Genomic DNA, 24,115 nt, shown 5'->3' with positions numbered 1-24,115 from the left:
CGGCCCTCACATCTATAGGTTTGTTTCTTGATCTCTACTGCCAATATCACCATGCAATTCGGGGCTAAACCCCTTTTTGAAAATGTTTCCGCCAAGTTCGGTAACGGCAATCGCTACGGCCTGATCGGGGCTAATGGGTGCGGCAAATCCACCCTGATGAAGATCCTCGGTGGTGACCTTGAGCCTTCCGCAGGGCAGGTTATGCTTGAGCCGAACGTTCGCCTGGGTAAGCTGCGTCAGGATCAGTTCGCCTATGAGGCCTGTTCTGTCATGGACACTGTGATCATGGGCCATGAAGAACTGTGGAACGTTAAAAAAGAGCGCGATCGCATCTATTCGCTGGCTGAGATGACTGAAGAAGATGGTATGGCGGTGGCGGACCTGGAGGTTCAGTTTGCCGAGATGGACGGCTATACCGCCGAATCCCGGGCGGGCGAACTGCTCCTTGGCCTGGATATCCCCCTGGAACAGCACGATGGGCCGATGAGCAACCTCGCGCCTGGCTGGAAGCTGCGTGTTCTGTTGGCACAGGCCCTGTTCTCGGACCCGGATGTCTTGCTGTTGGATGAGCCCACCAACCACCTGGATATCAACACCATCCGCTGGCTGGAAAATATTCTGGTAGCGCGCAGCAGCACCATGATCATCATTTCGCACGACCGTCACTTCCTGAACAGCGTGTGCACCCACATGGCGGATCTGGACTACGGTGAACTGAAGCTGTTCCCGGGTAACTATGATGAGTATATGACGGCCGCCACCCAGGCCCGTGAGCGTATGCTGTCGGATAACGCCAAGAAAAAGGCTCAGATTGCGGAATTGCAGCAGTTCGTTAGCCGCTTCTCTGCCAACGCTTCGAAAGCCAAACAAGCCACCTCCCGGGCACGCCAGATCGACAAGATTCAGCTGGACGAAGTGAAGCCCTCCAGCCGTGTGAGCCCTTTCATTCGTTTTGAGCAGGGCAAAAAATTGCACCGTCAGGCGGTCACCATTCGGGATCTGACAAAAGGCTTTGATGGGAATACGCTGTTCAACAAGTTGAACCTGCAGGTTGAGGCCGGCGAGCGAGTGGCTGTGATTGGCCCTAACGGAATTGGTAAAACCACGCTGTTACAGTGTTTGGCAGGTGCTTATGAGCCAGACAGTGGTGAGGTGAAGTGGACGGACAGCGCCGAAGTGGGCTACTACGCCCAGGATCACACGGATGATTTTGCTGACGACGACACGTTGTCGGAGTGGATGGCTCAGTGGACGACGGGTGGCGAACAACTGGTTCGCGGCACCTTGGGGCGTATGTTGTTCTCTGGCGATGATATTGGTAAATCGGTGCGGGTGATTTCCGGTGGTGAGCAGGGGCGCATGCTGTTCGGCAAGCTGATTCTGCAGAAGCCTAACGTGATGCTGCTGGATGAGCCCACCAACCACCTCGATATGGAGTCCATCGAGGCTTTGAACCTGGCGCTGGAGAACTATCCCGGTACACTGATTTTCGTGAGCCATGACCGTGAGTTTGTGTCTTCATTGGCGACTCGGATTATAGAGCTGACGCCTGAGGGTGTTACTGACTTTAGTGGTACCTACGATGACTATCTCCGCAGCCAAGGTTACTTGTGAGAAGCGGGGGCGCGGGTGGGGCGCTCCAAAAACCGCTGTGAATACGTCCGTGTACGCTTGGCTCCGCCATCCATGGCTCCGCACATTTTTGGAGCGCCCCACCCGCGCCCCCGCCCGAACTTTGGGGTGGCCTCGACTCAGTGAAGGAAACTGCTTTGGAAGAGCTATCAGTAATTGAAGCAACCCGTAAATGGGTCGAAGACGTCGTTGTTGGCTACAACCTTTGCCCGTTCGCCAAACGGGAACTGGTCAGAGATCGCGTTCGATTTGTGGTTTCTGACGCTGATAACGAAGACTCACTGCTTCAGGCCCTGCAAACTGAACTCCTGCGGCTGGATGATGAACCAGAAACCGAAACCACGCTTCTGATTCACCCTCATGCTCTACAGAGCTTCGCGGACTACAACGAGTTTCTGGATGCAGCCGATGGTCTGCTCGCGTATCTGGATATGGAAGGCGTATACCAGATCGCCAGTTTCCATCCGGATTACCAGTTTTCGGACGCTGAACCGGATGCAGCTGAGAACTACACCAACCGTTCCCCGTTCCCCATGCTCCACCTGTTGCGGGAAGCCAGTTTGGAAGCTGCGATCGATAGTCATCCGGATGTAGATGGAATACCCCCGAGGAATATTGAGCTGATGAACAAGCTCGGTGCAGAGAAAATGCGGGATATTCTAGCTGGCTGTTTAAAAGCGTCAGAAAAGGCCGCGGAGTAGATAAAGAACTACTCCCAATATGCGGGAGTTGCAGAAAACACGGGAGTAGACAGTTGCGCTGGTGGGGGCCGTTCTCCCAAAAATGTGCGGAGCCATGGGTGGAGTGCGAAGCACTTCACGGGCAAGCCATGGACGGCTTGCCCAGGACCTTTAGCGCGACGCAGGAGCATTTAGCGCTAAAGGGCGGAGCCAAGCGTACACGGACGTATTCACAGCGTTTTTTGGGAGAACGGCCCCCACCAGTGCTTGCACAGTGCAGATGTAATGAAGGCTCCACCGTAGCCAAACCAAAAAAAAGAGGCACCAAAGTGGCAAGACTGTTCGAGCAGATAGATAGCCAACCCTCCGAAATCGGCGAAATCACACTCCGCCGTCGCCGCATCCCGGCACTGGGCGAGAGAGACATTTTCGAGGTAAAGCTCGGCGAAGAATTTCTGATGTCCAGCATGTTTGTGGACGCCGAAGTCGCTCTCTCTGATCTCGGGCTAGGTGAAACCGAAGGCGACAACCTCAGCGTTGTCGTGGGTGGCCTCGGGCTTGGCTATACGGCCGTGGCCGCGCTCAAGCATGAGCGGGTAGGGGAGTTGCTGATTGTCGAATACCTCGAGCCTGTCATCCGCTGGCACCAGCAAGAATACGTCCCCCTTGGCAAAGACATTAACGCCGATGCCCGCAGCCGCTACATCCACGGCAGCTTTTTTGACCTGGCCGTTGCCGACCCAGACAGCGGCGGCTTTGATCCCGACGCGCCGGGCAGAGAGTTTGATGCCATTCTGCTCGACATCGACCACTCGCCCCGAGCCTTGCTGAGCGACTCGAACGCCAGCTTTTACACCACCGATAATATCCGTCGCATGGCCGGGCAGCTCAAACCTCGTGGGATTTTTGCCATGTGGTCCAATGAGGGCGAAGACGCCGTATTCATGGAAGTACTGCGGGACGCGTTTACCGAAGTCGTCTGCCATGTTGTAAGCTTCTACAATCCGTTCCAGAACAGAGAATCTTTCAACACCGTCTACGTGGCCCGCAAACCGGGCTGAATTTGCCGGAGCTTGTATGCCAGTGACGACCCATCGCACTCGTCCTTTCAGTTCAAACCAGCGCCTCCCGGAACGGGATGGGCCGATGATTCTGCACGAACCTGAACAGGCGGGTGATTTGCTGTCGGATTTTATCCATCGCTACCCCAAACTGCTGATTCTGACCGGCGCTGGTGTGAGTACGGACTCAGGTATTCCGGATTATCGTGATGGCGAAGGTGCCTGGAAGCGCAAACAGCCGGTTCAGCACCGTGAGTTCATGGAAAGCTTCGAAACCCGCCAGCGTTATTGGGGGCGAAGCCTGATTGGCTGGCCTGTGATGCGAAATGCCGCGCCCAACCCCTCCCATTATCACATTGCTGATCTGGAGTTGCGTAACCACTCCAGCCTTGTCGTTACCCAGAATGTGGATCGCCTGCACCAGAAAGCCGGCACTCACGCTGTGAGTGACCTGCATGGACGTGCAGACGAAGTTCTGTGCATGAGCTGCGGCTACCGTTGCCCAAGGGATGACGTTCACGAACGCTGTGCTGACCTTAATCCAGGTTTCGGGCAGTATAGAGCCGATACAGCACCGGATGGCGATGCAGACCTGGATATCGATTTCTCCGAATTTCAGCTGGCAGACTGCCCTAAATGCAGTGGTATTCTGAAGCCGGATGTGGTGTTTTTTGGAGATTATGTGCCCAAGCAAAGAGTGCACTCAGCTTTGGATGCACTCAAGGCCAGTGATGGGCTGCTGGTAATCGGGTCGTCGCTGATGGTTTACTCGGGTTTTCGCTTCTGCCGCTACGCCCAGGAATTCGGCAAGCCGGTTGCCACCCTGAACCTGGGCCGCACTCGTGCGGAGGAATTGGCGGATCTGAAACTGAACGCCAGAATCGGGGAGACCTTGCAGGCCACCCTCACTCGGTTGTAGGCAGGGGCCAGGGCTCCATTAAGCCGGAATGCCATCAAACAGCAACACGACCCCAAAAATATACAGCACCATAATAACCGCACTTTCTGTGCCGATCCTACCGATGCCGTGGCGTTCGCGACGGATCAGCCCCATCATCAGCACGCCCGACATCAGCAAGGTGAGAGCTGCCCAGAATTTCGAGTCTTCGGGCATTGCGTGGTAGATCGAACCGTTCCTGTAGGCAATATCCGATGCAGCGGTAAACAGCGTGTCAAACGCATTGCCGCCAATGATCCCGCCCACCGCAAGCGTGAGTGCTCCACGGCGAACCGCAGCAATCGAAGTGACCAGTTCAGGAATCGAGGTACTGATGGCGGTAAGCAGTACACCGACCACTGTCTGAGTCATGTTGGTTTCGGTGGCAATGACCGTAGCAGCAGGTTCCAGCATCCAGCCGGCGATACCAAGGATGGCCATCAACACCAGAAACTCGCCCCATAATTGCGACATGGGAGGCATGGCCGTTACATCATCGGGCTTGTCTTCGCGGGTATCCCGGGTCATGGATGGCAACCACATGGGGGATTCTGATGCCGTACGAACCAGATAAATGCCGTAAAAATAGGCTACAAGCAGCACTGGCGTTACAGGGTGGACGCCGCCAATGGTCACATCTGGCAAGTAGGGTGCGAACAGAATCATTGCCAGCAGGCAGATCAGCAGCCCGTTCTGCATCATATTCGGAACCGATGCGGCGGCATGTTCCAGATTGGCCCGGCGATAGACCATATCGGCAACCGCCAGGAAAAAGGTTTGTACTGCGATACCGCCCAGCGCGTTGCTGACGGCCAGCTCGACATGGCCATTCCAGGCTGCCGTGACCGAGAGAACCGAGCCGCCCAGAGACGTTGATGCGCCCAGAAGCACCGCACCTGCGGCTGCCTCACCAATTCCGGTGCGGTCAGCCAGTTGGTCGACTACTCGGGTAATGCGTGTTCCGGCGATCGCGATGATGGCCGCACATACACAAAAAACCAGGCCACCCTGCAATAGAGTCCAGCCTTCGGTCGGTGGGATTGACACGTTAAACAAACTCCATCAAAGGTCTCTCCCAGACTAGTGACTTGTCTTTGGCCCTATGGCATCGATCAACTGGTCTTTCAGCCGACTAACTCCTTCTGACCAGTCGGGTCTTCCATGGCAACGTCCGCTGAATTTCCTCCGCTCAGTATCATACGCGCCGCAGCAATAGCCGCATCGCGGTAGGGCATTAGCACTATGTCGGCTTTTGCGTGCGTGAGCGCGGACGCCGTTTGTATGCTGTGTGCAGCAACGGCGACCTTGCCATGATAACCGAGGTCCTGAACAGATCTGAGCAGCGCACGTCGCGGATCGTCATGGGTCAGTCCGGTTTCGTGTTCGGGTACAGCCAGTACCAGCCATTTTGCCGCCCCAAGTGGCAGGTGTGCGAGAAATTCCGGGTCGGTTGCATCTCCGAAAATGACATCGTATCCATCCATCCGGGCATGGCGAACCGCTGTGGGGCTGAAGTCGACACCAAGCACTCTCAGACCAGCCTCTCTCAACACACACGCAATGCCAAGGCCGTAACGCCCCATCCCGAACAGGATGACATCGTGCCCCTGCGAGCTTGATGGTGCATCTTCGCGCGGAGTTGAAGCCATTCGCCGGTCAAAGATTCTCAGAAGTGGTTCCAACCGGTCATAGATCTGATGTGAATAGGTGATCATGTAAGTTGAGGCAGCGATGGTGATAAGTCCCACCAGGGTCACCAGGCCAAGTGCCTGATCGTTGACATGGCCTATGGTTACGCCCATTGCCATGAATATCAGGGAGAACTCGCTGATCTGCGCCACCGTAAGGCCTGCAAGAAAGCCTGTGCGCTTTCGGTAGCCCATAGTTACCATGATGATCAGTACAATCAGGGGGTTGCCGATCAGCACGAAAAGCGACAGAACAACGGCCGGCCCTACGCTGGCGCCGAGAACTGACAGGTCAAGAGAAGCTCCGAGCGCTATGAAGAAAAAGAGTAGCAGGAAGTCCCTTAGCGACGTGAGACGTGCTGCAATTGCCTCGCGGTAGGCTGTGGATGCCAGTGAAACACCCGCGAGAAGCCCGCCGAGTTCTTTTCCGAAGCCCAGGTAGTGGCCAATCGCCGCCAACAGTGCGGCCCAGGCGATGGTAAATGACACCAGCAATTCCGGAGCCTGCGACAGCCGGTCGACCAGTGGGTTGGCGGCATAGCGGATGAACAGCGCCACGGCAAAAAGCATGGCCAGGCCATAACCAAGAACGACCAGCACATCGGTCAATGCTGCATCTTCACCGGTTCCCACGCCGATGGCAGACAGCACGATCATCGCAACCACAACAACCACATCCTGTACGATCAGGAAGCCAAGCGCGATGCGGCCATGGAGTGAGTCGATCTCGCGCTTATCAGACAAGAGTTTGACGACGATGATGGTCGACGAAAACGTCAATGCAACCGCCACATAAACCGCCGTCAACGCATCCAGCCCAAGCACGAGGCTGATGACGAAGCCGAAGACCGTTGTGAAAATCACCTGTCCCAGCCCTGTGACCAGTGCCACGGGTCCCAGCGTGCGCACCAGATTGAAATCAAGCTTCAGGCCGACTAGGAATAACAGAACCGCGATGCCCAGCTCGGCCAGGAGGTCTATCTGTTCGTCAGAGCGCGCGATATCCAGCACCGAAGGGCCGGCTACGATACCTACTGCGATGAAGCTCACGATCAATGGTTGGCGCAGAAGAAGTCCGATAAAGCCTACGCCGGCGGCCAGCACCAGCAGTGCTGCGAACTCGTAGAACATGTAGCCCTGAAGCGCTTCGGTCACAATGTCTCTCTTTTATTTTCGGTTTTTGATGGTTGCCCTGCGGTGCCCGGACGGTTTGTCCTGTAGCGCAGAGCCCGCTTTTCTATTTCCAGAATTACTAGCAGTGCTGGCCCTACGGCAACGACAGCCAGGCCCTGGGAAATGGTTAAAGGCCGGGTATCGAAGAAAGCCTCCATAAACGGAGCGTAGGTAAACAGGAACTGTAATGCGGTGACTGCGGTTATGGCGATAAGCACCGGTCGCGTCCCGAGTGCGGCCTTGAGCGACAGCGACGTGGTATTGAGGAAGCGTACAGAAAAAAGATAGAAGATCTCCATCACCACCAGGGTGTTGACTGCGATCGTGCGTGCCTCTTCAATACGTGCACCTTGCTGTTGCGCCCAGATAAACATCCCGAAGATACCCGAGCATAAGAGAACCGACACGAATGCCACGCGCCATATCACGAAGCGGGACAGAAGGCTTTCGGCGGAAGAACGAGGCGGGCGCTGCATGATGCCAGGTTCTGGCCCTTCAAACGCCAGGGCCATGGCCAAAACGACCGAGCTGACCATGTTAACCCAAAGGATCTGCACCGGGGTAATTGGCAATGTCAGGCCCAGCAGAAGCGCTGCGATCAGTGCCATGGCTTCGCCGCCGTTGACGGGCAGTAGAAAGACAACGGCTTTCTGCAGGTTATCGTAAACGGTTCGGCCGGCTCGAACGGCGGCTGCAATGGTGGCAAAATTATCGTCCGCCAGCACTATCTCGGCCGCTTCCTTCGCCGCTTCGGTTCCGGTTTTACCCATCGCGATGCCAATATCAGCGCGTTTCAGCGATGGTGCATCGTTTACCCCGTCGCCGGTCATGGCCACGACGAGTCCATCAGCCTGCAATGCTTCGACCAGCCGCAGCTTGTGCTCGGGGCTGGTGCGCGCAAACACGTCGATGCGGGCGGCGTTCTCCTGCAGTTCTGTGGCACTCAGCCCGTCGATCTGAGACCCTTCCAGCACCTCCTCGGTGTTCTCAAGCCCCAGTTGTCGAGCAATCGCCAGGGCCGTACCTCCGTGATCGCCGGTAATCATTTTGACCCGGATGCTTGCGGCCTGACACTCGGCCACGGCGGTAATGGCTTCTTCACGGGGTGGATCGATCAGGCCGACGAGCCCCAGAATAGTCAGCCCGCTTTCCACTTCACTGAAGGACAGTGTCTGAGCTCCTTCCGGTGCACGCTTTGTGGCGATGGCCAAAACCCGCTGGCCTTCAGCCGCTATCTCCGACGCCGTGCGCCTCCAGTATTCGGTATCTAAAGGTGTGGCTCCGTTTTCGTCCTCGTGCTGGCAGGTGCACATGGCCAGGATGCGCTCGGGAGCTCCCTTTACGTGTATGGTTGCCTGGCCGTTGTGATCATGATGCAGTGTCGCCATAAACCGGTGCTGGGCGTCGAAGGGAATCGCGTCAGTTTGCGGATTGGCGGGCCGGGTGTCGCCTGTCATCAGGCCGGCTTTGCAGGCAAAGGCGACCAGTGCACCCTCCATTGGGTCGCCTTGCACGGTCCAGCCAGCTTCCGTTTGCTTCAGTTCTGCATCGTTGCAAAGCATGGCGCCAAGGGCAAGGTCACTCAGGAGCGGATGGGTTCCCGGTTCGATCTCCTGGGAGTCGAGCATAATGAAACCATCGGGTGTATACCCTGTGCCGGTTACAGAAAAACTTTGTCTGGCGGTGGCGACCCTGGTCACTGTCATTTCGTTGCGGGTCAGAGTGCCCGTTTTGTCCGTACAGATGACTGAGACAGAGCCCAAAGCCTCGATGGCGGGAAGCCGACGCACGATCGCGTTGCGTCGCGCCATAGCTTGCACGCCGATGGCGAGTGTTACGGTGAGAATTGCCGGCAGTCCCTCGGGAATCGCCGCAACCGACAGACCCACCACGGCAACAAACACCTCACCGAAGCCCATGCCGGCCACGCCATACCCGAAGGCGAGGATCATAGCTGCCAGCACTAGAATGACGCCGGTAATGCGGCGGGCGAATACTTCCATCTGCAGGAGAAGTGGCGTGGTTGTTGTCTCGACGCTGGTCAGCAGCCCGCTGATTCGCCCGATTTCGGTCTCGGCCCCTGTTGCGACAATAACACCACGCCCGGTGCCAGCGGCGACCAAAGTACCGCTGTAGGCCATTGAGCGTCGGTCGCCAATGGGTGCGTCTGATGCGACGGGATCTGTCGCCTTGTCGACCGGGACAGATTCACCGGTCAGAACTGCTTCCTGAATTCGCAGGCCCCTGGCGGCAACCAATCGAAGGTCGGCGGGGACCTTGTCGCCGGCGTCAAGAAGCACGATATCCCCGGGCACCAGTTCTTCGGCAGGCACTGTCGCGCGGCGCCCGTTACGCAGTACTTCTGCCTCTGGAGCCAGCATGTCGCGGATTGCCGATAGAGCCTGCTCGGCTCGCCCCTCCTGCACGAAGCCGATTACTGAGTTGACAAGCACGACGGCCAGAATCACACCGGTATCGACCAAATGCCCAAGTGCGGCCGTTACGGCTGCTGCGGCCAGCAGTACATAGATAAGAAGGTTGCGGAATTGCCTGAGGAACCGGCGTAGCGGGCCGTCAGGCTGAACTTCGGGTAGACGGTTTGGTCCGGTACTGTTGAGCCTGCCTGCTGCGTCTTTGGAGCTCAGGCCATCAAGGCCTGAGCCCACATTCCTGAAAACCTCGTCCTCCCCAAGTGCAAACCACTTGGGGCCAGATGGATCCTTGACGGGGCGACGGGTCATTGGGCCTCTCCTTAGATCAACACAGACCCATCATACACGTCGATATAGCTCAAACATATTTGAAGTCGGTGTCAAAATTCCCGGATTTTTACCCCTCATCCTCCGATTTGATATAGCTCAAGATCCGAACAGGTTGTAGACAAATACCGCGCCCACAGCTACCGGTGTAATGTAGCGCACAGTGACGTACCAGAGACGGAACATGGGCTCCGACAGCGACAGCTCCTCTTCCATTGCCTTGCGTGACATTACCCAGCCAGCCAATATTGCAACCAGCAGGCCGCCCAGAGGCAACAGAATGTTGGCGGTAAAGAAGTCCAGCAGGTCAAAGATGGTTTTGCCTTCAAGCATGCCGATCCAGCCCAGGGGTGCAAAATCTGACCACAGGTTCAGGGAAAGAATCGATGCAATACCCAGAGCCCAACACACAAAACCGGCACCCAATGTACTGATGGTGCGATTCATGCCTTTTTGCTCTTCCAGCCATTCCACAATGGGTTCCAGCAGGGAAATGCCTGACGTCCATGCAGCGAATATCAGCAACACGAAGAACAGGGTTCCGAACAGGCTGCCCATAGGCATCTGGCCGAAAGCGAGCGGCAGGGTCTGGAAGATCAGGCCGGGGCCGGCGCCGGGCTCAAGGCCGTTTGCGAATACAATGGGGAAAATCGCCAGGCCCGCAAGCAGAGCCACGCCTGTATCGATAACGCAAACCGCTATGGAGGTTTTGGCTATGGATACGTTTTTGGGCAAGTAGGAGCCGTAAGCCATCATTACCGCCATGCCGAGACTCAGAGTGAAGAAGGCGTGGCCCAGGGCCACCAGAATGCCGGAAGTGGTGAGTTTGGAGAAGTCTGGCTGGAACAGGAAAGTCATCGCCCGTCCGAATTCGCCGGTCGTCATGGCGTAACCAACGACGATCAGAAGCAACAGAAAAAGAGCGGGCATCAGGATGCTGACCGCGCGCTCAAGCCCGGAACGAACGCCCTTCGCTACCACCAGCATTACCAGACCCATAAACAGAGTGTGCCACATCAATAAGGTTGCAGGGTCGCCAAGCAGGTCAGAAAAGATGGTGCCAATGGCGTCAGCGGACTGGCCTGTGAGTTGTCCGCTCGCCGCTGTACCAACATAGGACACAGCCCAGCCGCCAATCACCGAGTAGAACGACAGAATGAGGAAACCCGCGACGACACCGATTGCACCGACAATCCACCAGGCGGGGTTCAGTTTGTCGTGCCTGACGATGGCTTTCAGGCTGTTAACCGGGCTGTGCCCGCCACGGCGGCCGATAAGTACCTCGGCCATCATGATAGGCAAGCCAATTGCCGCGATGCACAGAAGGTACACGAGCACAAAAGCACCACCACCATTTTCGCCGGTGACGTAGGGGAATTTCCAGATATTACCCAGGCCAACGGCAGAGCCGGTAGCCGCAAGAATAAAAGCCAGGCGAGATGACCAGAGTCCCCGTTTGGCGTTTGAGCCTTCTAAAGCCCCGGAATAGGGCGCATTTGATTCAGACATGACTGTCTCCTGACAGATACTTGTTTTTGTTGGTAAGAGCGGAAGCCGTGAATTGATCACGGCCCCCGAAATCGGGATGTCGTTGGTTAACCTGTACCAGTGTGCCGCTCACGCGCGGGCTCATTTGCGCCAGAGTGTTTCAGGAAGCGCTCTTCGGCGAGTGTGTTGGCGACTGCGCCAGTTGGTATGCCGCTGCGGTCCGAACGCTTGAAAATCTCTGAAAGTGTTTGGCCAATGCCCTCTACGTGGGCTCGCACGATTTCCGGGGACGCGCCTGTGCGTTCGTAGAAAACATCGATGATGCCGCCGGCGTTGATGGCAAAGTCCGGGGCATAGAGGATGCCCCGGTCTTTGAGCGCCTGGTCATGATCCGGACGTTGCAGGAGGTTGTTGGCTGCGCCTGCAATGATCGTTGTTTTCAGGCGGGTAATGCTGTCGTCATTCAGCACGGCACCCATGGCGCATGGTGCCACCACATCTACCGGTAGAAACAGAATGTCTTCAGCCGATGCGGCATGAGCGCCCAGTTCATCCATAGCGCGCTGCATATTCTCCTGGTGAATGTCATACACCCAGAGTTCAGCGCCGGCTTCTTTCAGGTGGCGGGCTAGTCGATAGCCCACGTTGCCAATGCCCTGGATGGCAACCTTCAAACCGGTCAGATCGTCGCGATCGAGCTTGTGTTTCACCGCGGCTTTCAGACCTACGAACGTGCCGTAAGCGGTGGTGGGGGAGGGGTCACCATTGCTGCGCTGACCATCAAAAGCCGTGCGCTCGATTATGCCGGCAACGTGTTTGGTGTGCCGCCCCATGACTTTCAGGTCCGGCACGCTGGTTCCGGAGTCTTCGGCCGCTATGTACTGGCCGCCAAGCCCCTCAAGGTGCTTGCCCATGGCTTCCAGCAAGGCTTCGCTTTTTTGCTTTCGTGGATCCCCGATGATGACCGATTTGCCGCCGCCGAGGTCCAGGTTGGCAAGTGCGGACTTGTATGTCATGCCCCGAGACAAACGCAATACGTCGCGCAGAGCTTCCTCATCGCTGGCATAGGGGAACATCCTGCAGCCGCCAAGAGCTGGTCCGCGGGAGGTGTTGTGTATGGCAACAATGGCTTTTAGCCCGGTTTCGGGATCGCAGAAAAAGGATAAATGTTCGTGGTTATCGAACTCGGGATGGCTGAAGACGTTCATTGCGGTTCACCTCTTTTTCCTGGCCCTGGTGGGCGCCGTTTTTCGGAAGCTGAGGTGACGAACTCAAACGAAGGACACGTTTGCACATTGCAAACGGCGCCCTGGGGGCGTGCAGATATAAACATTTTGAAATCCTCTCCACCTGGCCGGATCTCGGCGGCAGTGGCGGTGTTGTTTTTGTCGTCCGGCTTGTGGCCGGCGGTTTGATTTCAGGTGTCCGGGTTTACCGAAGGGGATTGCCCTTGTGGGGCCGGACTGGAGTTAAACTAATCGCTGTAACCGGGCAGGTCAATCGTGGGGCTTGTCCCGAATGCAGTCTTTAGCCTCCTTGCAGTTAGTTGCATTTACAAAACTTGTTGGCAGATCAACAACTCACGCCTGCGGAAACTACTTATTCGCGTGGCCGGAAAATTTCCTTAGCTTGCGTAGATGATAAACACCCTATATCCCTACCAATTTCAGCCCGCAAAGGTTCGTTCCGAGCTTATCCGGATGTTTCCTATCTCACTGTTCGTGGTGGCGTTCGGCGCTGCCTTTGGTCTGGCGGCTGTGCAGAAAGGGCTGGGGCCTCTTGAATCCATTCTGATGAGCACTCTGGTGTTTGCCGGTGCCTCGCAGTTTGCGGCAATTGATATGTGGGGTGCTGAAGTCTCCGTGCTTCCCGTTATGGTCGTGGTATTTGCCATCAACTCCCGACACCTGTTGATGGGGGCTTCGCTGTACCCCATGCTGAAAGATGTTTCTCCCGCTAAACGTTATGGTCTTATGTTGCTTCTCACCGACGCGAACTGGGCGGTATCTGCTCAGGAATACCAAAGTGGCAGGCGTAACCTTGAGGTGATTCTGGGCGGCGGCCTGGCTCTTTGGCTGGCATGGATTGTCGGGACCTGGCTTGGTGTGTACTTCGGTGGGCTTTTGCAGGATCCGAAAAGCCTGGGGATGGACATGGTGCTGGGCTGTTTTTTGTTGGCTATGGCGCTGGGCGGAAAGAAAAACCCTCGAGTACTGGTTGCATGGTCGCTTGCCGCGATTGCTTCCTTTGCGGCATGGAAGTGGCTGCCGGCCAATACTCATGTGGTTGCCGGCGCCCTTGCCGGTGGTGTGGTTGGCTTCTTCTGGCTAGAAAAAAAGCCGGTTGACGAGCATGTCGAGGAGCCGGCATGACTATTGAAACAACCACAACCGGCGTTCTGGCGCTGATACTGATCATGACCCTGGTAACCCTGGCAACCCGGTTCGGGGGCGTGTTTATCATGTCTTATGTGCGGATAAGCCCGCGCATTGAAAGCTTTATCAATACCATGGCCAGCTCCGTGCTCATTGCCATTATCGTGCCCATGGCGTTTGGTGGTGATGCCGGCGCGATTGCGGCCCTGTCTGTGACTGCCGTTGTCATGCTTGCTACCAAGAAGCCGCTGCCAGCCATTGCGTCGGGTATCCTCGCGGCTGCTCTTGTCCGGTATTTTGCGTAACCCCTCTCAAGTTCGCCTTTTCTAAGCCGATAAACGGATAGAGATTCGAGTTATTGAGAGGTAAACCCGCGCCATGATCGTGTCCAGTCAGATTTCCTTTCTTCAGGGAAGTTCCCGTCAGGAAACGGCTTTCGACCAGAGCCAGCTCCGGATTAACCAACAACCGCTATCCGGCGCCCCGGCAAGCGATCAGCCGGGTGGGGCGCAAGTCAATATAACGCGCGATGCAGCCTATCGTTACACGAGTCAGGAGCGCCTGAGCTACTCCGGTTCCAGCACCGTCAGCGGCGCTGATCGTAGTGCGGTATTTTCCAGCGCGGAGCTGGCGGAGAAAACCGCAGAACTGTTTCTTCGGGGCCAGCAGGCCATCAGCGTAGGCCGTGCTGCTTTGGCTGGCGACTCTGGCACCCAGACGCAAGGCAGTATGTCCGTTGAGGCCAACCGCTACATGTTCTATTCCGAGAGTGAAACCCGCTCCTTTGCCTCGACCGGAAGTATTTCTCTGGAGAACGGCGAGACCATTGATTTCACCTTGTCACTTCGTCAATCACAGTCCCGGACATATGAATACTCTGAAAGTCTTCGCATAGAGGAACGCCCGATGACCGATCCACTGGTTATCAATTTCGGCAGTGCAACGGCTCAGCTTAACGACACTCTGTTCGAGTTCGACCTGAACGGAAACGGCGAATCCGGGCAGTTTGCTACCTTGGGTAGCGGCAGTGGTTATCTGGTATTCGATCGCAATGAGAACGGCGAGGTGGATGACGGCACTGAGCTGTTTGGCCCCAAAAGCGGTTCTGGATTCAGCGAACTGGCAACGTTTGATGATGACGGTAACCAGTGGATTGATGTCAGCGATGAAGTCTTCTCATCGCTATCGGTCTGGGTGCAGACTGCTGACGGCTCGCAGGATTTGAGGTCGCTGGAAGACGTTGGGGTACAGGCGTTATATGTAGGCAGCGCTGAGGATAGCTTTACCCTCACGAATAGCCAGGGCATTCCTTTGGGACAGATTCAGGCTTCAGGCATTTACCTGACCACCGACGGCGAAGTTCGCACGCTCGAGGAAATTACTTTGGCTGAACAGAATACGGAGCAAGTTCCACCCGCAATGCAGAGTCTCGGTGGCAGCGGTGGACCTGATAGAGACGGCAACGAAGTCGGCGGGCTTTTGGGCGCACGGATTGAGGCCATTCGAGGTGCATTGGAGAAGCTCAATGACATTCGGGTAAAACAACAAGCTTTTATCGAAGAGACCAAGAACTTGGGGGAAGCAAAATCCCCTCTGGATGAGTACATGAATATCATCAACCAGTTGCGGCTTGAACTGCTGAACAGCCAGGATGAGAAAAAGCAGGCTGCGAGTCGGTACCTTGAGTTTGCCAGGGTGTAATCCTGCACAGGGTAGGACAGGATGAGATTGTACGTCTGCGGCGGAGAGCCGCCTCTCGTATGAAAGAGTCTATATTGAATTGCCGGGCGATTGCGTCGTAACTGCCTTAGCCTGCCAACCCCGAAAACTGGTTGTTGGCAGGCCGATAACCTTAACCACCGCAACCGCCCTTATTGAATGGCAGAAATGTCGGGCTTTTCCTACCGATAAACAAGGCCGCCATCGATCAGTGGGGCCTGCCCCGTCATGTAGTCGGCGTCGGGTCCTGCGAGAAACGAGACGAAAGCCGCCACATCTTCGGGCGTCTGGGCGCGACCAAGAGCTATGCCGCCGACGAACTTGTCATAGCTTTCGCCGATTTTAGCGCCAGTGATCTCCGCCATGCGCTTATCAATCTCAACCCACATATCGGTGCCGACCACCCCTGGGCAGTAGGCGTTGACCGTTATGCCGTCGCTCGCGAACTCTTTGGCAGATGCCTGTGTCAGAGCCCGCACTGCAAACTTCGTGGCCGAATATATGCTCAGCAACGGGAAACCTTCGTGGCCGGCAATGGACGACGCATTGATGATCTTGCCTTTGGTTCCGTGTTGTTTGAATTTCGCGGCTGCCGCCTGAGTGCCCCACAAAACACCTTCAACGTTCACTTTGAAGATTTTATCGACTTCTTCCGGTGTAACATTGGCGATGGATTGAATGTTGGCGATGCCCGCGTTATTGACGATGATGTCAAAGCCGCCCAGCTCTTTCTCTGCGTGATCGATCGCAGCATAAACTTCGTCGCGTTTGGAGACATCGGCTTTGAAGATTGTGGCCTTGCGCCCCAGTGCTCGAACCTCGTCGGCAACGGCCTGCATGTTCTCGTCATTAAGGTCAACAACGGCAATGTCGGCGCCATCGCGTGCGAGTCGCAATGCGATTGCTCGACCAATTCCTTGTCCTGCACCTGTAACTAAAGCGACCTTGTTTCCCAGACGTTCCATTTGTGACTCCTTGTTTAGGTTACATAAATGGCAAGTTTATGCTGGCAGGAACATTGATGGTTCCGCCTGCATTTAAAGCTCAATAATCATGCTCCTCATACCGCACACGATCAAGCTGCGTACAGTCGCCTATTGAACTGCCCTCGACTTTCAGTGTTTCGGCAAGTGAATCTGTCAGTTTCGCCCTGAACATGCTCGCTACCTGTAGGTTTCCGGGGAATATACCTATTTCTCGTGTTTGGCCTTGCCATAGAATGTGTCGCTTATTGCGTATGTTTATATGTAATCAACGCAATAGCTAACGCACCGCTGTTATTGAAACTGGTAAGACCATGCCTCACTTGTCCCTTGAATTCGTTTCCTCAGAGTGGCTTGCGCTCAACGAGAAATTTCCGTCAGAAACTCACCAATTTGTTCGAGGTTTTTTTCAGAACAACGCGAGCATACTCTCTGAATATTTCTATCAGGTGATGCTTTCCAATCCAGAGGCCTCAAAATTCTTATCGAATGAGGATGTTCAGCAACGGCTCGGGAATTCCATGCAGCGCTGGTTGTCCGGGCTTTTTGGGTCTTCGGATCAGGACTCTGTTTTTAAATTGATTGCAGAGCAGCGCAAAATTGGTGAGGTGCACGCCAGAATCGATATTCCCCTCCATCTGGTATTGAGGGGAGCGCGCTGCCTGAAGAATCAATTTACAGCCCTGATTGATGATGGGTTATTGAGTGATAAGCAGCGGGTTCTGGCAATCCACCTGGCTTCTGACACGATCGATCTTGCTATGGAAGTCATGGGGCAGGCTTATTCTCTCTCCCACGACCGAAATTCTCGAGCTGAAGAGGCTTATCGGCTCTTTGCGATTACCCAAAATATTGCAAACGAGAAAGATCAGCAACGAGCAGCTGTGCTTCATTGGGAAAACCAGCTGATGTTTGGCCAGGCTGTTGGCAAAAAGTGTTCAGAGCTGCCTCGTATTCAGACATCCGAGTTCGGGCTTTGGTTTCGTCATAAAGGGGCTCATGCATTCGAAGGATCGGTTGAGGCTACTGCAATTCTGGATGCCATGGATGCTATTGACCATACGCTGCTCCCATTGTTTGGTGCCGGCGGCCACGACCTGGAGGGCCAGGCGAAGCGTGTGTCCTTGTTGCATGACCTGCGGGACAATGTAAGAAGCATTTTGTTTCATCTGGACAGTCTGTTTGAGCAAAGCAATGAGCTGGAATCCGGGCGGGACGTACTGACACGTTTACTTAACCGAAAGTTCATGCCAGTGGTTCTCACCAGACAGATTGACCAGGCGAGAAAACAGGACACCTGCTTTGGTGTTGTAGCTTTGGATATTGATCACTTCAAGCAGGTTAATGACACATACGGCCACCAGGCTGGAGATGTCGTTCTGCAGCAGCTTGCCCTGATTCTTCTGAATAACAGCCGGTCTGGTGACTATTTGTTCCGAATGGGAGGAGAAGAGTTCCTGTTGGTTGCGGTAGACATCAACAAAGAGCAGGTCCAGCGCCTTGTGGAAAAGCTCAGGGTGAGTGTTGAGCGGGAGTTGTTCCGGCTGCCCGAGGAGAACACGTTGAGAGTGACCATCAGTGCAGGGGTATCCTGCTTCGACGGTCACCCGGATTATCAGCGCTTGATCAGAAAAGCAGACGACGCCCTGTATCAGGCGAAGAGCCGCGGCCGCAATCGGGTCGTCGTCGCCTGACTTGAATGAATGGTTGCTGGATTTAAGGAGGTTTCATGGGACTTCCTCAAGATTACAAGATCGTGATTTGCCAGACCGCAACGAGCCTTATAGGCTTTTTGTGAAAGCCACCGAATATCAGGAGCTTTACTATGTCCAATAATCACGTGTACAAAAAAGTCGAAATTGTCGGTTCGTCAGAAACCAGCATTGAGGGTGCGATTGAAAATGCGCTCGCGGAATCTGCGAAGACTATCCGCAATATGGAATGGTTTGAGGTTACGGAAACCCGCGGGCACATTGTTGATGGCAAGGTTGGCCACTACCAGGTGTCGCTGAGCATAGGTTTCCGGATCAAGGAGAGCTGACCTGTATGCGGAGCCTGGGGCGCAAAGGCGCCTCTTGTCAGGCTCCGTCGTTCTGCCGGAACGGAAGCGCCGTTTTGGCGTCGTCAAAATAAGCCAACACCTGCTCTGCCTCCTCCTGTGTAAATTCTGCAATGGCCTCTCGAAACCCGGAATGGGCGACCCCATGCCATGAATGAGTGAGTTCCGGTTCAAAGCCGCGAACGAGCTTATGTTCGCCCTGTGCACCGGCATCAAAGGTCTGAAGCTCCAGCTCTATGGCTAGTTCAATGCCCTGGTAATAGCAGGTTTCAAAGTGAAGGTGGTTGTACTCTTCAAGACAGCCCCAGTAGCGACCGTAGAGTGTGTCTTTTCCCTTGAGAAACAGGGCCCCTGCAATCATTTCGCCGTCTTTCACCGCCATGATGACATGCAGGTGATCAGGCATTTTCTCACGCAGCTGCTCAAAGAACTGCTGGGTCAGATAAGGCCTTTGCCCACGTTTCAGATAGGTTGCCTGGTAAAAAACATAAAATGCAGCAAGAACGTGACCGGGAATCTCCCGACCGTGAAAGCGGCGGAAGCTGATGCTTTGCTCCGAAATCTGTCGGCGTTCCTTGCGTATGGATTTGCGTTTGCGGGAAGTCAGCTCGCCCAGAAAATCCTCGAAGCATCCATAGCCGCGGTTTCGCCAGTGAAACTGGCAGCCAATCCGGTGCAGCTGTTTGTCATGGTTTAATAGTTGCTGATCTTCAGTGTTCGGAAACAGAAGGTGCCATGAATGCGCGCCAAGACGGGCTGCCAGCGTATCAAGAAGGTCATGAGCCTGAAGAGCGTCCAGAGTGTCACGCAGCCGTGGATCAAGAAGTAGCCTGGGCCCCTGGGAAGGCGTAAAGGGAATGGCGATCAGAAGCTTCGGGTAATAATCCAGACCATAGCGACGGTAGGCGTCTGCCCAGGCCCAGTCAAACACATATTCGCCCATTGAGTGGGATTTAAGGTAGGCCGGAGCGACGCCAGCAATCTCACCTTTTAACCGGAAGACAAGGTGGCAGGGTTTCCAACCGGTCTCTTCGCTGGTGCAGCGGGAGGTTTCCAGCGCTTCAAAAAACTCGTACCGGAGAAACGGGTTATCGGTGCCTGCCAGCCGATCCCAGGTCTCCCTGGGAATGTCGGAAAGGGAATGGCAGGCCTCGATCGTTATATTTGATACTGCGGGTTCTGGCATGGCTGGGGCGTACTCCTTGATCGCTCCCGATACCTTACGTCAAAACCCGGCTTTTGATCACTTCTTCTGCTGATCGCAGCGTTTTTTCATCTTCTCCATCATTTTTTCTGCGCGCTTTTCCTGCTCTTCGCGCCTTTCTTCATGAATATCGTTCCAGATTTTGCGTTGCTCATCGTTCAGCTTAAGGCGCTCGGCCATAGCATCGCGCTTTTCGGCCATCTTTTCCTGGCGTTCAGCTTTGTTGAAAGGCCCTTTGCCTTCGCGCATGTTCTCGCACATTTCGGTCATATCACGGGGGCCGTCGCCGCGATGATCGGAATGCTTGTCGGCAAATACTGCAGGGCTGGCTGCAAAAAGAGTCGTGGCCAAAAGGCTGGCGGCGATAATAGAGGTTCTGCGTTTGCTCATGATAATTCCTCGTACAGTTGATTAGCTGCTTGGCCGGTTTCGGCATAAGCATGATTCGCCCCCATAGTAAGGCGAATCTTGGTAAATGAGCGTCAAGGGTATGTAAAGGTTCTGCAAAGGAATACTGAGTGGCGCCGTCAGTTTCAGGGGGGCGTGTTAAACTTCAGGGCACCACACCATGCACACGATGACTGAACAAGCCCGGATAGAGACAAACGATGCAGAACAGAGTCTTGCTGGTAGAAGATGACGACGAGCTACGCGAACTGCTTGCCCGCTATTTGAGTGGACAGGGGTTCACCATACGCGAAGCGGCCAATGGTAAAGATGGCTTGGCGCTGGCACTCGGGCAGCACTGCGATATTGTGGTGCTGGATATTATGCTGCCGGATATCAGTGGCCTTGAGGTGTTGCGGGAATTACGTGCGGCCACGCACTTACCGGTGGTGCTGCTGACAGCTCGAGGCGATGAAACAGACCGCATTGTTGGCTTTGAGGTGGGTGCTGACGACTATATACCCAAGCCGTGCAACCCCCGTGAACTGGTGGCACGGCTCCAGGCGATCCTGCGTCGGGTGGCCTGGGATCAGAAAGCGGAAGTGAAGACAGAAAGGCATTATGGAGATTTACGCGTCGAACCTGACCACCGCCGTATATACCATCATGGTGAGCCACTTGAGCTGACAGCCACCGAGTACGAAATTCTGCAGGTGTTGCTTGCACATGCCGGAAGTGTGGTTCGTAAGACGGATCTGATGCAATGGGCCCTGGGGCGCCGCCTTGAAGCCTTCGACCGCACCCTGGACATGCATATCAGCAATCTCCGGAAGAAACTGGGTAGCGATGATCCGCCCAGGATCGAAACAGTGCGTGGTCTTGGCTACAGTTACCGGGTGCCAGCATGAATCGGCGGGTAATGTTTCCACTATTCTGGCGGATTTTCCTGTTGATCTGGCTGGCCATGGCCGTAACCGTTGTGGTGAGTAATCTTGCCTCCCAGGTGTTGCTGGATCGCGAGCGAGCTGCCATTGAGCGGCAGCTCGAGTTACGGGATCTCGGGTTCGACGTGGCCGCGATTAGGGAGCGCCAGGGGCGCCGGGAGGCTCACAGGTTTCTCAGTTCCCAGGGGGATGAACTGGGGCTGCATCTGATGATGATCAGTGCGGATAGCGACGAGCGTTTACCGCCTGCCATTCGATCCCGAATTGAATCCGGATGGTATCGGCAAAAGCCTGCCATTGTGGATTTGGGCGACGGTTATCGCCTGATCGCCTGGCCTAAAATGCATGGAGAGGGCTGGTTGGAACCCCGGGTTTTCCGGTTTATGGAGATGGGGTTGGCGTTTGTTCTGATCACTCTGGCTTGCTGGCTGATCGCGCGCTTTGTGTCGCGGCCCATGAGGCATATGGAAAGGACGGCTCGGGCTATCGCGGGCGGCAACACGGAATTGCGGGTCGATGAGCGCATAGCTAACCGCCGGGATGAGGTCGGGCAGTTGGCAACGGCATTTAATGGAATGACCGACCAGCTGTGTAAACTGCTGGATCGCCAGAAACATCTGTTGAGAGATATTTCCCATGATTTACGTACGCCGCTGGCACGTCAACGTATTGCTATTGAGTTGGCCAGCGAAGGCGGGGTAGAAGACGATTTAATGGCCAGCATTCTACGTCAGAATGAACGTCTTGATTCAATGACTGGTCAGATCCTGACCCTGTATCGGGTTACCGAACAGGGTGGTGATATCGCGCGGGAGCCAGAGCGACCTGTGGATCTGGTGAATCAGGTTTTGCGGGATGCCGCAGACTATGCCGAGCATCAGCGAGTAGATTGTAAGCTGGATTCAATGCCTGAGAGCACTGGTGTTTCTGTGTTAGGCGACGCCGGACTGTTGCAGAGAGCGTTTGACAATATCTTGCAGAATGCTCTGGATCATACCCCGCCAGGGAAAGTGGTGCATATAGCTTTGAAGGTGTCTTCAGGTTGGATAAGCCTGGCGATTGAGGATGAAGGGCCTGGCGTCCCAGGTGAGATTCTCGATCATCTCTTCGAGCCGTTTTTTCGGGGCGACAAATCCCGGGGCGGCGAAGGCTGGGGGCTAGGGCTGGCGATAGCCAAAGACATCATTCTGGCCCATGACGGAGAAATCACTGCAAACAATAGTCAGCGCGGCGGTTTGCAGATTCTGGTCCGGCTCCCGGTATTTGCGGTCGACTGATGACCACACAGGCCACCTCATGAAAAAAGACTATCCAGTACCTGCCGGCTTCCTTGAGCGCGAGACAGACGTGAAGAAAAGCCGCTTTATTGCCAGAATTGCGCCTGTGGCTTCCCGGGACGATGTGAAAGGCTGGCTAGAAAAAGCACATCAGGATCACCCCGATGCTCGCCATATCTGCTGGGCCTACCAGATCGGACGCCCGGGCTCAGCGGCGGAAGCCGCCATGAACGATGATGGTGAGCCGGCCGGAACCGCAGGTAAGCCGATTTTAAACGTGATTCAGCACAAGGATATGGGGGATGTCCTTGTGATGGTCATCCGTTATTTTGGTGGCATCAAACTTGGTGCAGGAGGTCTGGTGAGAGCCTATGCCGGTGCAGCCGAGAGTGTACTGTCAGAAGTCGGCAGGGTATTCCACAAGCCTGTCAGTGCGGCAAACGTCATAATGGGTTTTGCGGATGAGCAGCCATTGCGACACTGGTGTGACACCCATGCGGCCGAGCTGGATGCAATCACCTATGGCACTTCGGTAACTGCACGGGTTCTCGTTCCGGAAGACCAGTCTGAAGCGTTTACGGCGTTTTGTGACGCTCACAAACTGGATTACCGTTTTGAAACATGAAAGGACAAAAACGCATCGGATAAGTGTCTTGTGCGTATACTTGGGTTAAGGATTCCGGAAATTAAGGGGTAGGTTATGGCTCGTTTTCTGATGGTAGCGCTGGTGACAATAGCAATGACCGGGTGCGCCAGCAATGTAGTGACTGATTACAATTCAACCGCGGCTTTTAGCGACTATTCATCCTGGGCCTTCGCGCCCAGTGCAGGTGATTCCTCGTTCATTTCTCTGGATGGAAGTCGTGTACAGGGCGCGATTGAGCGGGAACTGAGCCTTAAATCCTTAAGTAAGGTGGAAGAGTCGGAGGCTGACCTTCTGGTGAGCTGGCGAATTGTGGAAGAGGAGCGACTTGAGCAATCAGGCGTCGGGCTTGGCATTGGTTTTGGTACAGGGAATTTTGGCTGGGGGCTTTCGGCACCACCTCCTGTGCGTGAAGTCAAAGAAGGCAAGTTGGTGGTCGAGCTGGCAAGTAGTAGTTCGAAGGAAGTTGTTTGGCGTGCAGCCAGCCGCCGCTACCTCAATGAAGATCAGTCTCCTGAAAAACGCGGGAAGCTGATCGACGAAGTGGTTGAAGAGATGTTTACCAAGTATCCTCCCGATCTGGACTGAAAAACCTGGGCCGTTTCGATGGCATAGTCCCAACGGCCCTGCATATGGAGGATTAATGGCGAAGCGATCCACAGGCGGCTTAGTGTTTTCAACCGAGCAGGGGCGGATGTGCCCTGAGTGCCGTAATCCGGTTGCCAGTTGTACCTGCGGCCAGGCAATGCGCCCGGAAGGTGATGGTATTGTGCGTGTAAGCCGTGAGACTAAAGGGCGGAAGGGGAAAGGTGTAACCCTGATTACCGGCATCCCCATGGATGAGAAAGAACTCAAAGCCTACGCAAAAGTGCTTAAAGCCAAATGCGGCACCGGCGGCACGGTTAAGGGCGGTGTGGTGGAGATACAGGGTGATCAACGTGATCTGCTCGTGCCCCTTCTCGAGCAAAAGGGCTGGGTTGTTAAGCGTTCAGGTGGCTGAAGCTGATGTTGTTGGAGCTCTTACGCAGCATTTGGTGGGAAAATTCTTTAACTAGAATTGTGCACGAAAACCTGAAATGGCCCGCAGGAAAGCCTCGCGGGCCATT

At 55.2% G+C, this 24,115-nt stretch carries 22 protein-coding genes; 14 read left to right on the top strand and 8 right to left on the bottom strand.

Going from position 1 to position 24,115, the window contains the following annotated elements; translation table 11 throughout:
• Window positions 1-27: 27 nt before the first annotated feature.
• The 4 genes from Q4501_RS11060 (at window position 28) to Q4501_RS11045 (ending at window position 4,292) form a co-directional block, all read left to right on the top strand.
• A complete protein-coding gene (locus Q4501_RS11060) occupies window positions 28-1,614 on the top strand; it encodes an ABC-F family ATPase (RefSeq protein ID WP_303596296.1) in 1,587 nt (528 codons plus the stop codon).
• A 155-nt stretch (window positions 1,615-1,769) separates the two neighbouring features.
• Entirely contained in the window at window positions 1,770-2,333 is a 564-nt protein-coding gene (locus tag Q4501_RS11055; RefSeq protein ID WP_303596295.1) for a DUF1415 domain-containing protein, read from the top strand.
• Between the two features lie 308 nt (window positions 2,334-2,641).
• Window positions 2,642-3,373, top strand: a complete 732-nt coding sequence (locus Q4501_RS11050) for a spermidine synthase (protein ID WP_303596294.1) — start codon at window positions 2,642-2,644, stop codon at window positions 3,371-3,373.
• Window positions 3,374-3,389: 16 nt separating this feature from the next.
• Window positions 3,390-4,292 carry an NAD-dependent protein deacetylase gene (locus Q4501_RS11045; RefSeq protein WP_303596293.1) on the top strand — a complete coding sequence of 301 codons (903 nt, stop codon included), beginning with the start codon at window positions 3,390-3,392 and terminating at the stop codon, window positions 4,290-4,292.
• 18 nt (window positions 4,293-4,310) lie between these two features.
• Here the strand turns inward: Q4501_RS11045 and Q4501_RS11040 are convergent, their stop codons facing one another.
• The 5 genes from Q4501_RS11040 to Q4501_RS11020 form a co-directional block, all read right to left on the bottom strand.
• Entirely contained in the window at window positions 4,311-5,357 is a 1,047-nt protein-coding gene (locus tag Q4501_RS11040; protein WP_303596292.1) for a sodium:calcium antiporter, read from the bottom strand.
• 77 nt (window positions 5,358-5,434) lie between these two features.
• Window positions 5,435-7,153, bottom strand: a complete 1,719-nt coding sequence (locus tag Q4501_RS11035) for a cation:proton antiporter (RefSeq protein WP_303596291.1) — start codon at window positions 7,151-7,153, stop codon at window positions 5,435-5,437.
• Window positions 7,150-9,912 (bottom strand): cation-transporting P-type ATPase, encoded by a 2,763-nt coding sequence (locus Q4501_RS11030; RefSeq protein ID WP_303596290.1) that lies wholly within the window; start codon window positions 9,910-9,912, stop codon window positions 7,150-7,152. The genes Q4501_RS11035 and Q4501_RS11030 overlap by 4 nt, the downstream gene beginning before the upstream one ends.
• 117 nt (window positions 9,913-10,029) lie before the next feature.
• Window positions 10,030-11,439, bottom strand: coding sequence for a sodium-dependent transporter (locus tag Q4501_RS11025; protein ID WP_303596289.1), 1,410 nt, complete (start codon window positions 11,437-11,439; stop codon window positions 10,030-10,032).
• Between the two features lie 86 nt (window positions 11,440-11,525).
• Window positions 11,526-12,626 carry a Glu/Leu/Phe/Val dehydrogenase dimerization domain-containing protein gene (locus Q4501_RS11020; protein ID WP_303596288.1) on the bottom strand — a complete coding sequence of 367 codons (1,101 nt, stop codon included), beginning with the start codon at window positions 12,624-12,626 and terminating at the stop codon, window positions 11,526-11,528.
• Window positions 12,627-13,118: 492 nt separating this feature from the next.
• On the opposite strand from Q4501_RS11020, the gene Q4501_RS11015 reads away from it, so the two are divergent.
• The 3 genes from Q4501_RS11015 to Q4501_RS11005 all read left to right on the top strand — a co-directional run bounded on the left by Q4501_RS11015 (window position 13,119) and on the right by Q4501_RS11005 (window position 15,494).
• Window positions 13,119-13,790 (top strand): AzlC family ABC transporter permease, encoded by a 672-nt coding sequence (locus tag Q4501_RS11015; RefSeq protein WP_368497543.1) that lies wholly within the window; start codon window positions 13,119-13,121, stop codon window positions 13,788-13,790.
• Window positions 13,787-14,098 carry an AzlD family protein gene (locus Q4501_RS11010; RefSeq protein ID WP_303596286.1) on the top strand — a complete coding sequence of 104 codons (312 nt, stop codon included), beginning with the start codon at window positions 13,787-13,789 and terminating at the stop codon, window positions 14,096-14,098. Before Q4501_RS11015 ends, Q4501_RS11010 begins: the two co-directional genes overlap by 4 nt.
• Window positions 14,099-14,171: 73 nt before the next feature.
• A complete protein-coding gene (locus Q4501_RS11005; protein WP_303596285.1) occupies window positions 14,172-15,494 on the top strand; it encodes a hypothetical protein in 1,323 nt (440 codons plus the stop codon).
• 200 nt (window positions 15,495-15,694) lie between these two features.
• Here the strand turns inward: Q4501_RS11005 and Q4501_RS11000 are convergent, their stop codons facing one another.
• On the bottom strand, window positions 15,695-16,477 hold the full coding sequence (locus tag Q4501_RS11000) for an acetoin reductase (protein ID WP_303596284.1): 783 nt from the start codon (window positions 16,475-16,477) through the stop codon (window positions 15,695-15,697).
• Window positions 16,478-16,809: 332 nt separating this feature from the next.
• Here Q4501_RS11000 and Q4501_RS10995 point away from each other — a divergent pair, with 332 nt between their 5' ends.
• Window positions 16,810-18,189 (top strand): diguanylate cyclase, encoded by a 1,380-nt coding sequence (locus Q4501_RS10995; RefSeq protein WP_303596283.1) that lies wholly within the window; start codon window positions 16,810-16,812, stop codon window positions 18,187-18,189.
• A 131-nt stretch (window positions 18,190-18,320) separates the two neighbouring features.
• Entirely contained in the window at window positions 18,321-18,536 is a 216-nt protein-coding gene (locus tag Q4501_RS10990) for a dodecin (RefSeq protein ID WP_303596282.1), read from the top strand.
• 37 nt (window positions 18,537-18,573) lie between these two features.
• Here the strand turns inward: Q4501_RS10990 and Q4501_RS10985 are convergent, their stop codons facing one another.
• On the bottom strand, window positions 18,574-19,740 hold the full coding sequence (locus Q4501_RS10985) for a GNAT family N-acetyltransferase (protein WP_303596281.1): 1,167 nt from the start codon (window positions 19,738-19,740) through the stop codon (window positions 18,574-18,576).
• Between the two features lie 57 nt (window positions 19,741-19,797).
• The gene (locus Q4501_RS10980) at window positions 19,798-20,148 is read right to left on the bottom strand and encodes a hypothetical protein (RefSeq protein ID WP_303596280.1); all 351 of its coding nucleotides are present in this window, start codon (window positions 20,146-20,148) and stop codon (window positions 19,798-19,800) included.
• Window positions 20,149-20,366: 218 nt separating this feature from the next.
• Between Q4501_RS10980 and Q4501_RS10975 the strand changes: the two genes are divergently transcribed.
• From Q4501_RS10975 to Q4501_RS10955, 5 genes are all read left to right on the top strand, one after another.
• A complete protein-coding gene (locus Q4501_RS10975) occupies window positions 20,367-21,053 on the top strand; it encodes a response regulator transcription factor (protein WP_303596279.1) in 687 nt (228 codons plus the stop codon).
• Window positions 21,050-22,366, top strand: coding sequence for a HAMP domain-containing sensor histidine kinase (locus Q4501_RS10970; RefSeq protein ID WP_303596278.1), 1,317 nt, complete (start codon window positions 21,050-21,052; stop codon window positions 22,364-22,366). The genes Q4501_RS10975 and Q4501_RS10970 overlap by 4 nt, the downstream gene beginning before the upstream one ends.
• 19 nt (window positions 22,367-22,385) lie before the next feature.
• Window positions 22,386-22,991 (top strand): YigZ family protein, encoded by a 606-nt coding sequence (locus tag Q4501_RS10965; RefSeq protein WP_303596277.1) that lies wholly within the window; start codon window positions 22,386-22,388, stop codon window positions 22,989-22,991.
• A 75-nt stretch (window positions 22,992-23,066) separates the two neighbouring features.
• A complete protein-coding gene (locus Q4501_RS10960) occupies window positions 23,067-23,597 on the top strand; it encodes a DUF4136 domain-containing protein (protein WP_303596276.1) in 531 nt (176 codons plus the stop codon).
• A gap of 55 nt (window positions 23,598-23,652) precedes the next feature.
• Window positions 23,653-24,009, top strand: coding sequence for a translation initiation factor Sui1 (locus tag Q4501_RS10955; RefSeq protein ID WP_303596275.1), 357 nt, complete (start codon window positions 23,653-23,655; stop codon window positions 24,007-24,009).
• The last annotated feature ends 106 nt before the right edge of the window (window positions 24,010-24,115 follow it).

Origin of the sequence: Marinobacter sp. 2_MG-2023, from assembly GCF_030546935.1 — a bacterium.
GTDB lineage: Bacteria > Pseudomonadota > Gammaproteobacteria > Pseudomonadales > Oleiphilaceae > Marinobacter.
This window is presented reverse-complemented; position numbering and strand designations above follow the sequence as displayed.

What these genes read in the sequence shown, in the direction of transcription:
- Q4501_RS11045 (WP_303596293.1), top strand. Translation starts at nt 3,390, where the DNA reads ATGCCAGTGACGACCCATCGCACTCGTCCTTTCAGTTCAAACCAGCGC.
- Q4501_RS11030 (WP_303596290.1), bottom strand. Translation starts at nt 9,912, where the DNA reads ATGACCCGTCGCCCCGTCAAGGATCCATCTGGCCCCAAGTGGTTTGCA.
- Q4501_RS11025 (WP_303596289.1), bottom strand. Translation starts at nt 11,439, where the DNA reads ATGTCTGAATCAAATGCGCCCTATTCCGGGGCTTTAGAAGGCTCAAAC.
- Q4501_RS11020 (WP_303596288.1), bottom strand. Translation starts at nt 12,626, where the DNA reads ATGAACGTCTTCAGCCATCCCGAGTTCGATAACCACGAACATTTATCC.
- Q4501_RS11015 (WP_368497543.1), top strand. Translation starts at nt 13,119, where the DNA reads ATGTTTCCTATCTCACTGTTCGTGGTGGCGTTCGGCGCTGCCTTTGGT.
- Q4501_RS11010 (WP_303596286.1), top strand. Translation starts at nt 13,787, where the DNA reads ATGACTATTGAAACAACCACAACCGGCGTTCTGGCGCTGATACTGATC.
- Q4501_RS11005 (WP_303596285.1), top strand. Translation starts at nt 14,172, where the DNA reads ATGATCGTGTCCAGTCAGATTTCCTTTCTTCAGGGAAGTTCCCGTCAG.
- Q4501_RS11000 (WP_303596284.1), bottom strand. Translation starts at nt 16,477, where the DNA reads ATGGAACGTCTGGGAAACAAGGTCGCTTTAGTTACAGGTGCAGGACAA.
- Q4501_RS10995 (WP_303596283.1), top strand. Translation starts at nt 16,810, where the DNA reads ATGCCTCACTTGTCCCTTGAATTCGTTTCCTCAGAGTGGCTTGCGCTC.
- Q4501_RS10990 (WP_303596282.1), top strand. Translation starts at nt 18,321, where the DNA reads ATGTCCAATAATCACGTGTACAAAAAAGTCGAAATTGTCGGTTCGTCA.
- Q4501_RS10985 (WP_303596281.1), bottom strand. Translation starts at nt 19,740, where the DNA reads ATGCCAGAACCCGCAGTATCAAATATAACGATCGAGGCCTGCCATTCC.
- Q4501_RS10980 (WP_303596280.1), bottom strand. Translation starts at nt 20,148, where the DNA reads ATGAGCAAACGCAGAACCTCTATTATCGCCGCCAGCCTTTTGGCCACG.
- Q4501_RS10975 (WP_303596279.1), top strand. Translation starts at nt 20,367, where the DNA reads ATGCAGAACAGAGTCTTGCTGGTAGAAGATGACGACGAGCTACGCGAA.
- Q4501_RS10970 (WP_303596278.1), top strand. Translation starts at nt 21,050, where the DNA reads ATGAATCGGCGGGTAATGTTTCCACTATTCTGGCGGATTTTCCTGTTG.
- Q4501_RS10965 (WP_303596277.1), top strand. Translation starts at nt 22,386, where the DNA reads ATGAAAAAAGACTATCCAGTACCTGCCGGCTTCCTTGAGCGCGAGACA.
- Q4501_RS10960 (WP_303596276.1), top strand. Translation starts at nt 23,067, where the DNA reads ATGGCTCGTTTTCTGATGGTAGCGCTGGTGACAATAGCAATGACCGGG.
- Q4501_RS10955 (WP_303596275.1), top strand. Translation starts at nt 23,653, where the DNA reads ATGGCGAAGCGATCCACAGGCGGCTTAGTGTTTTCAACCGAGCAGGGG.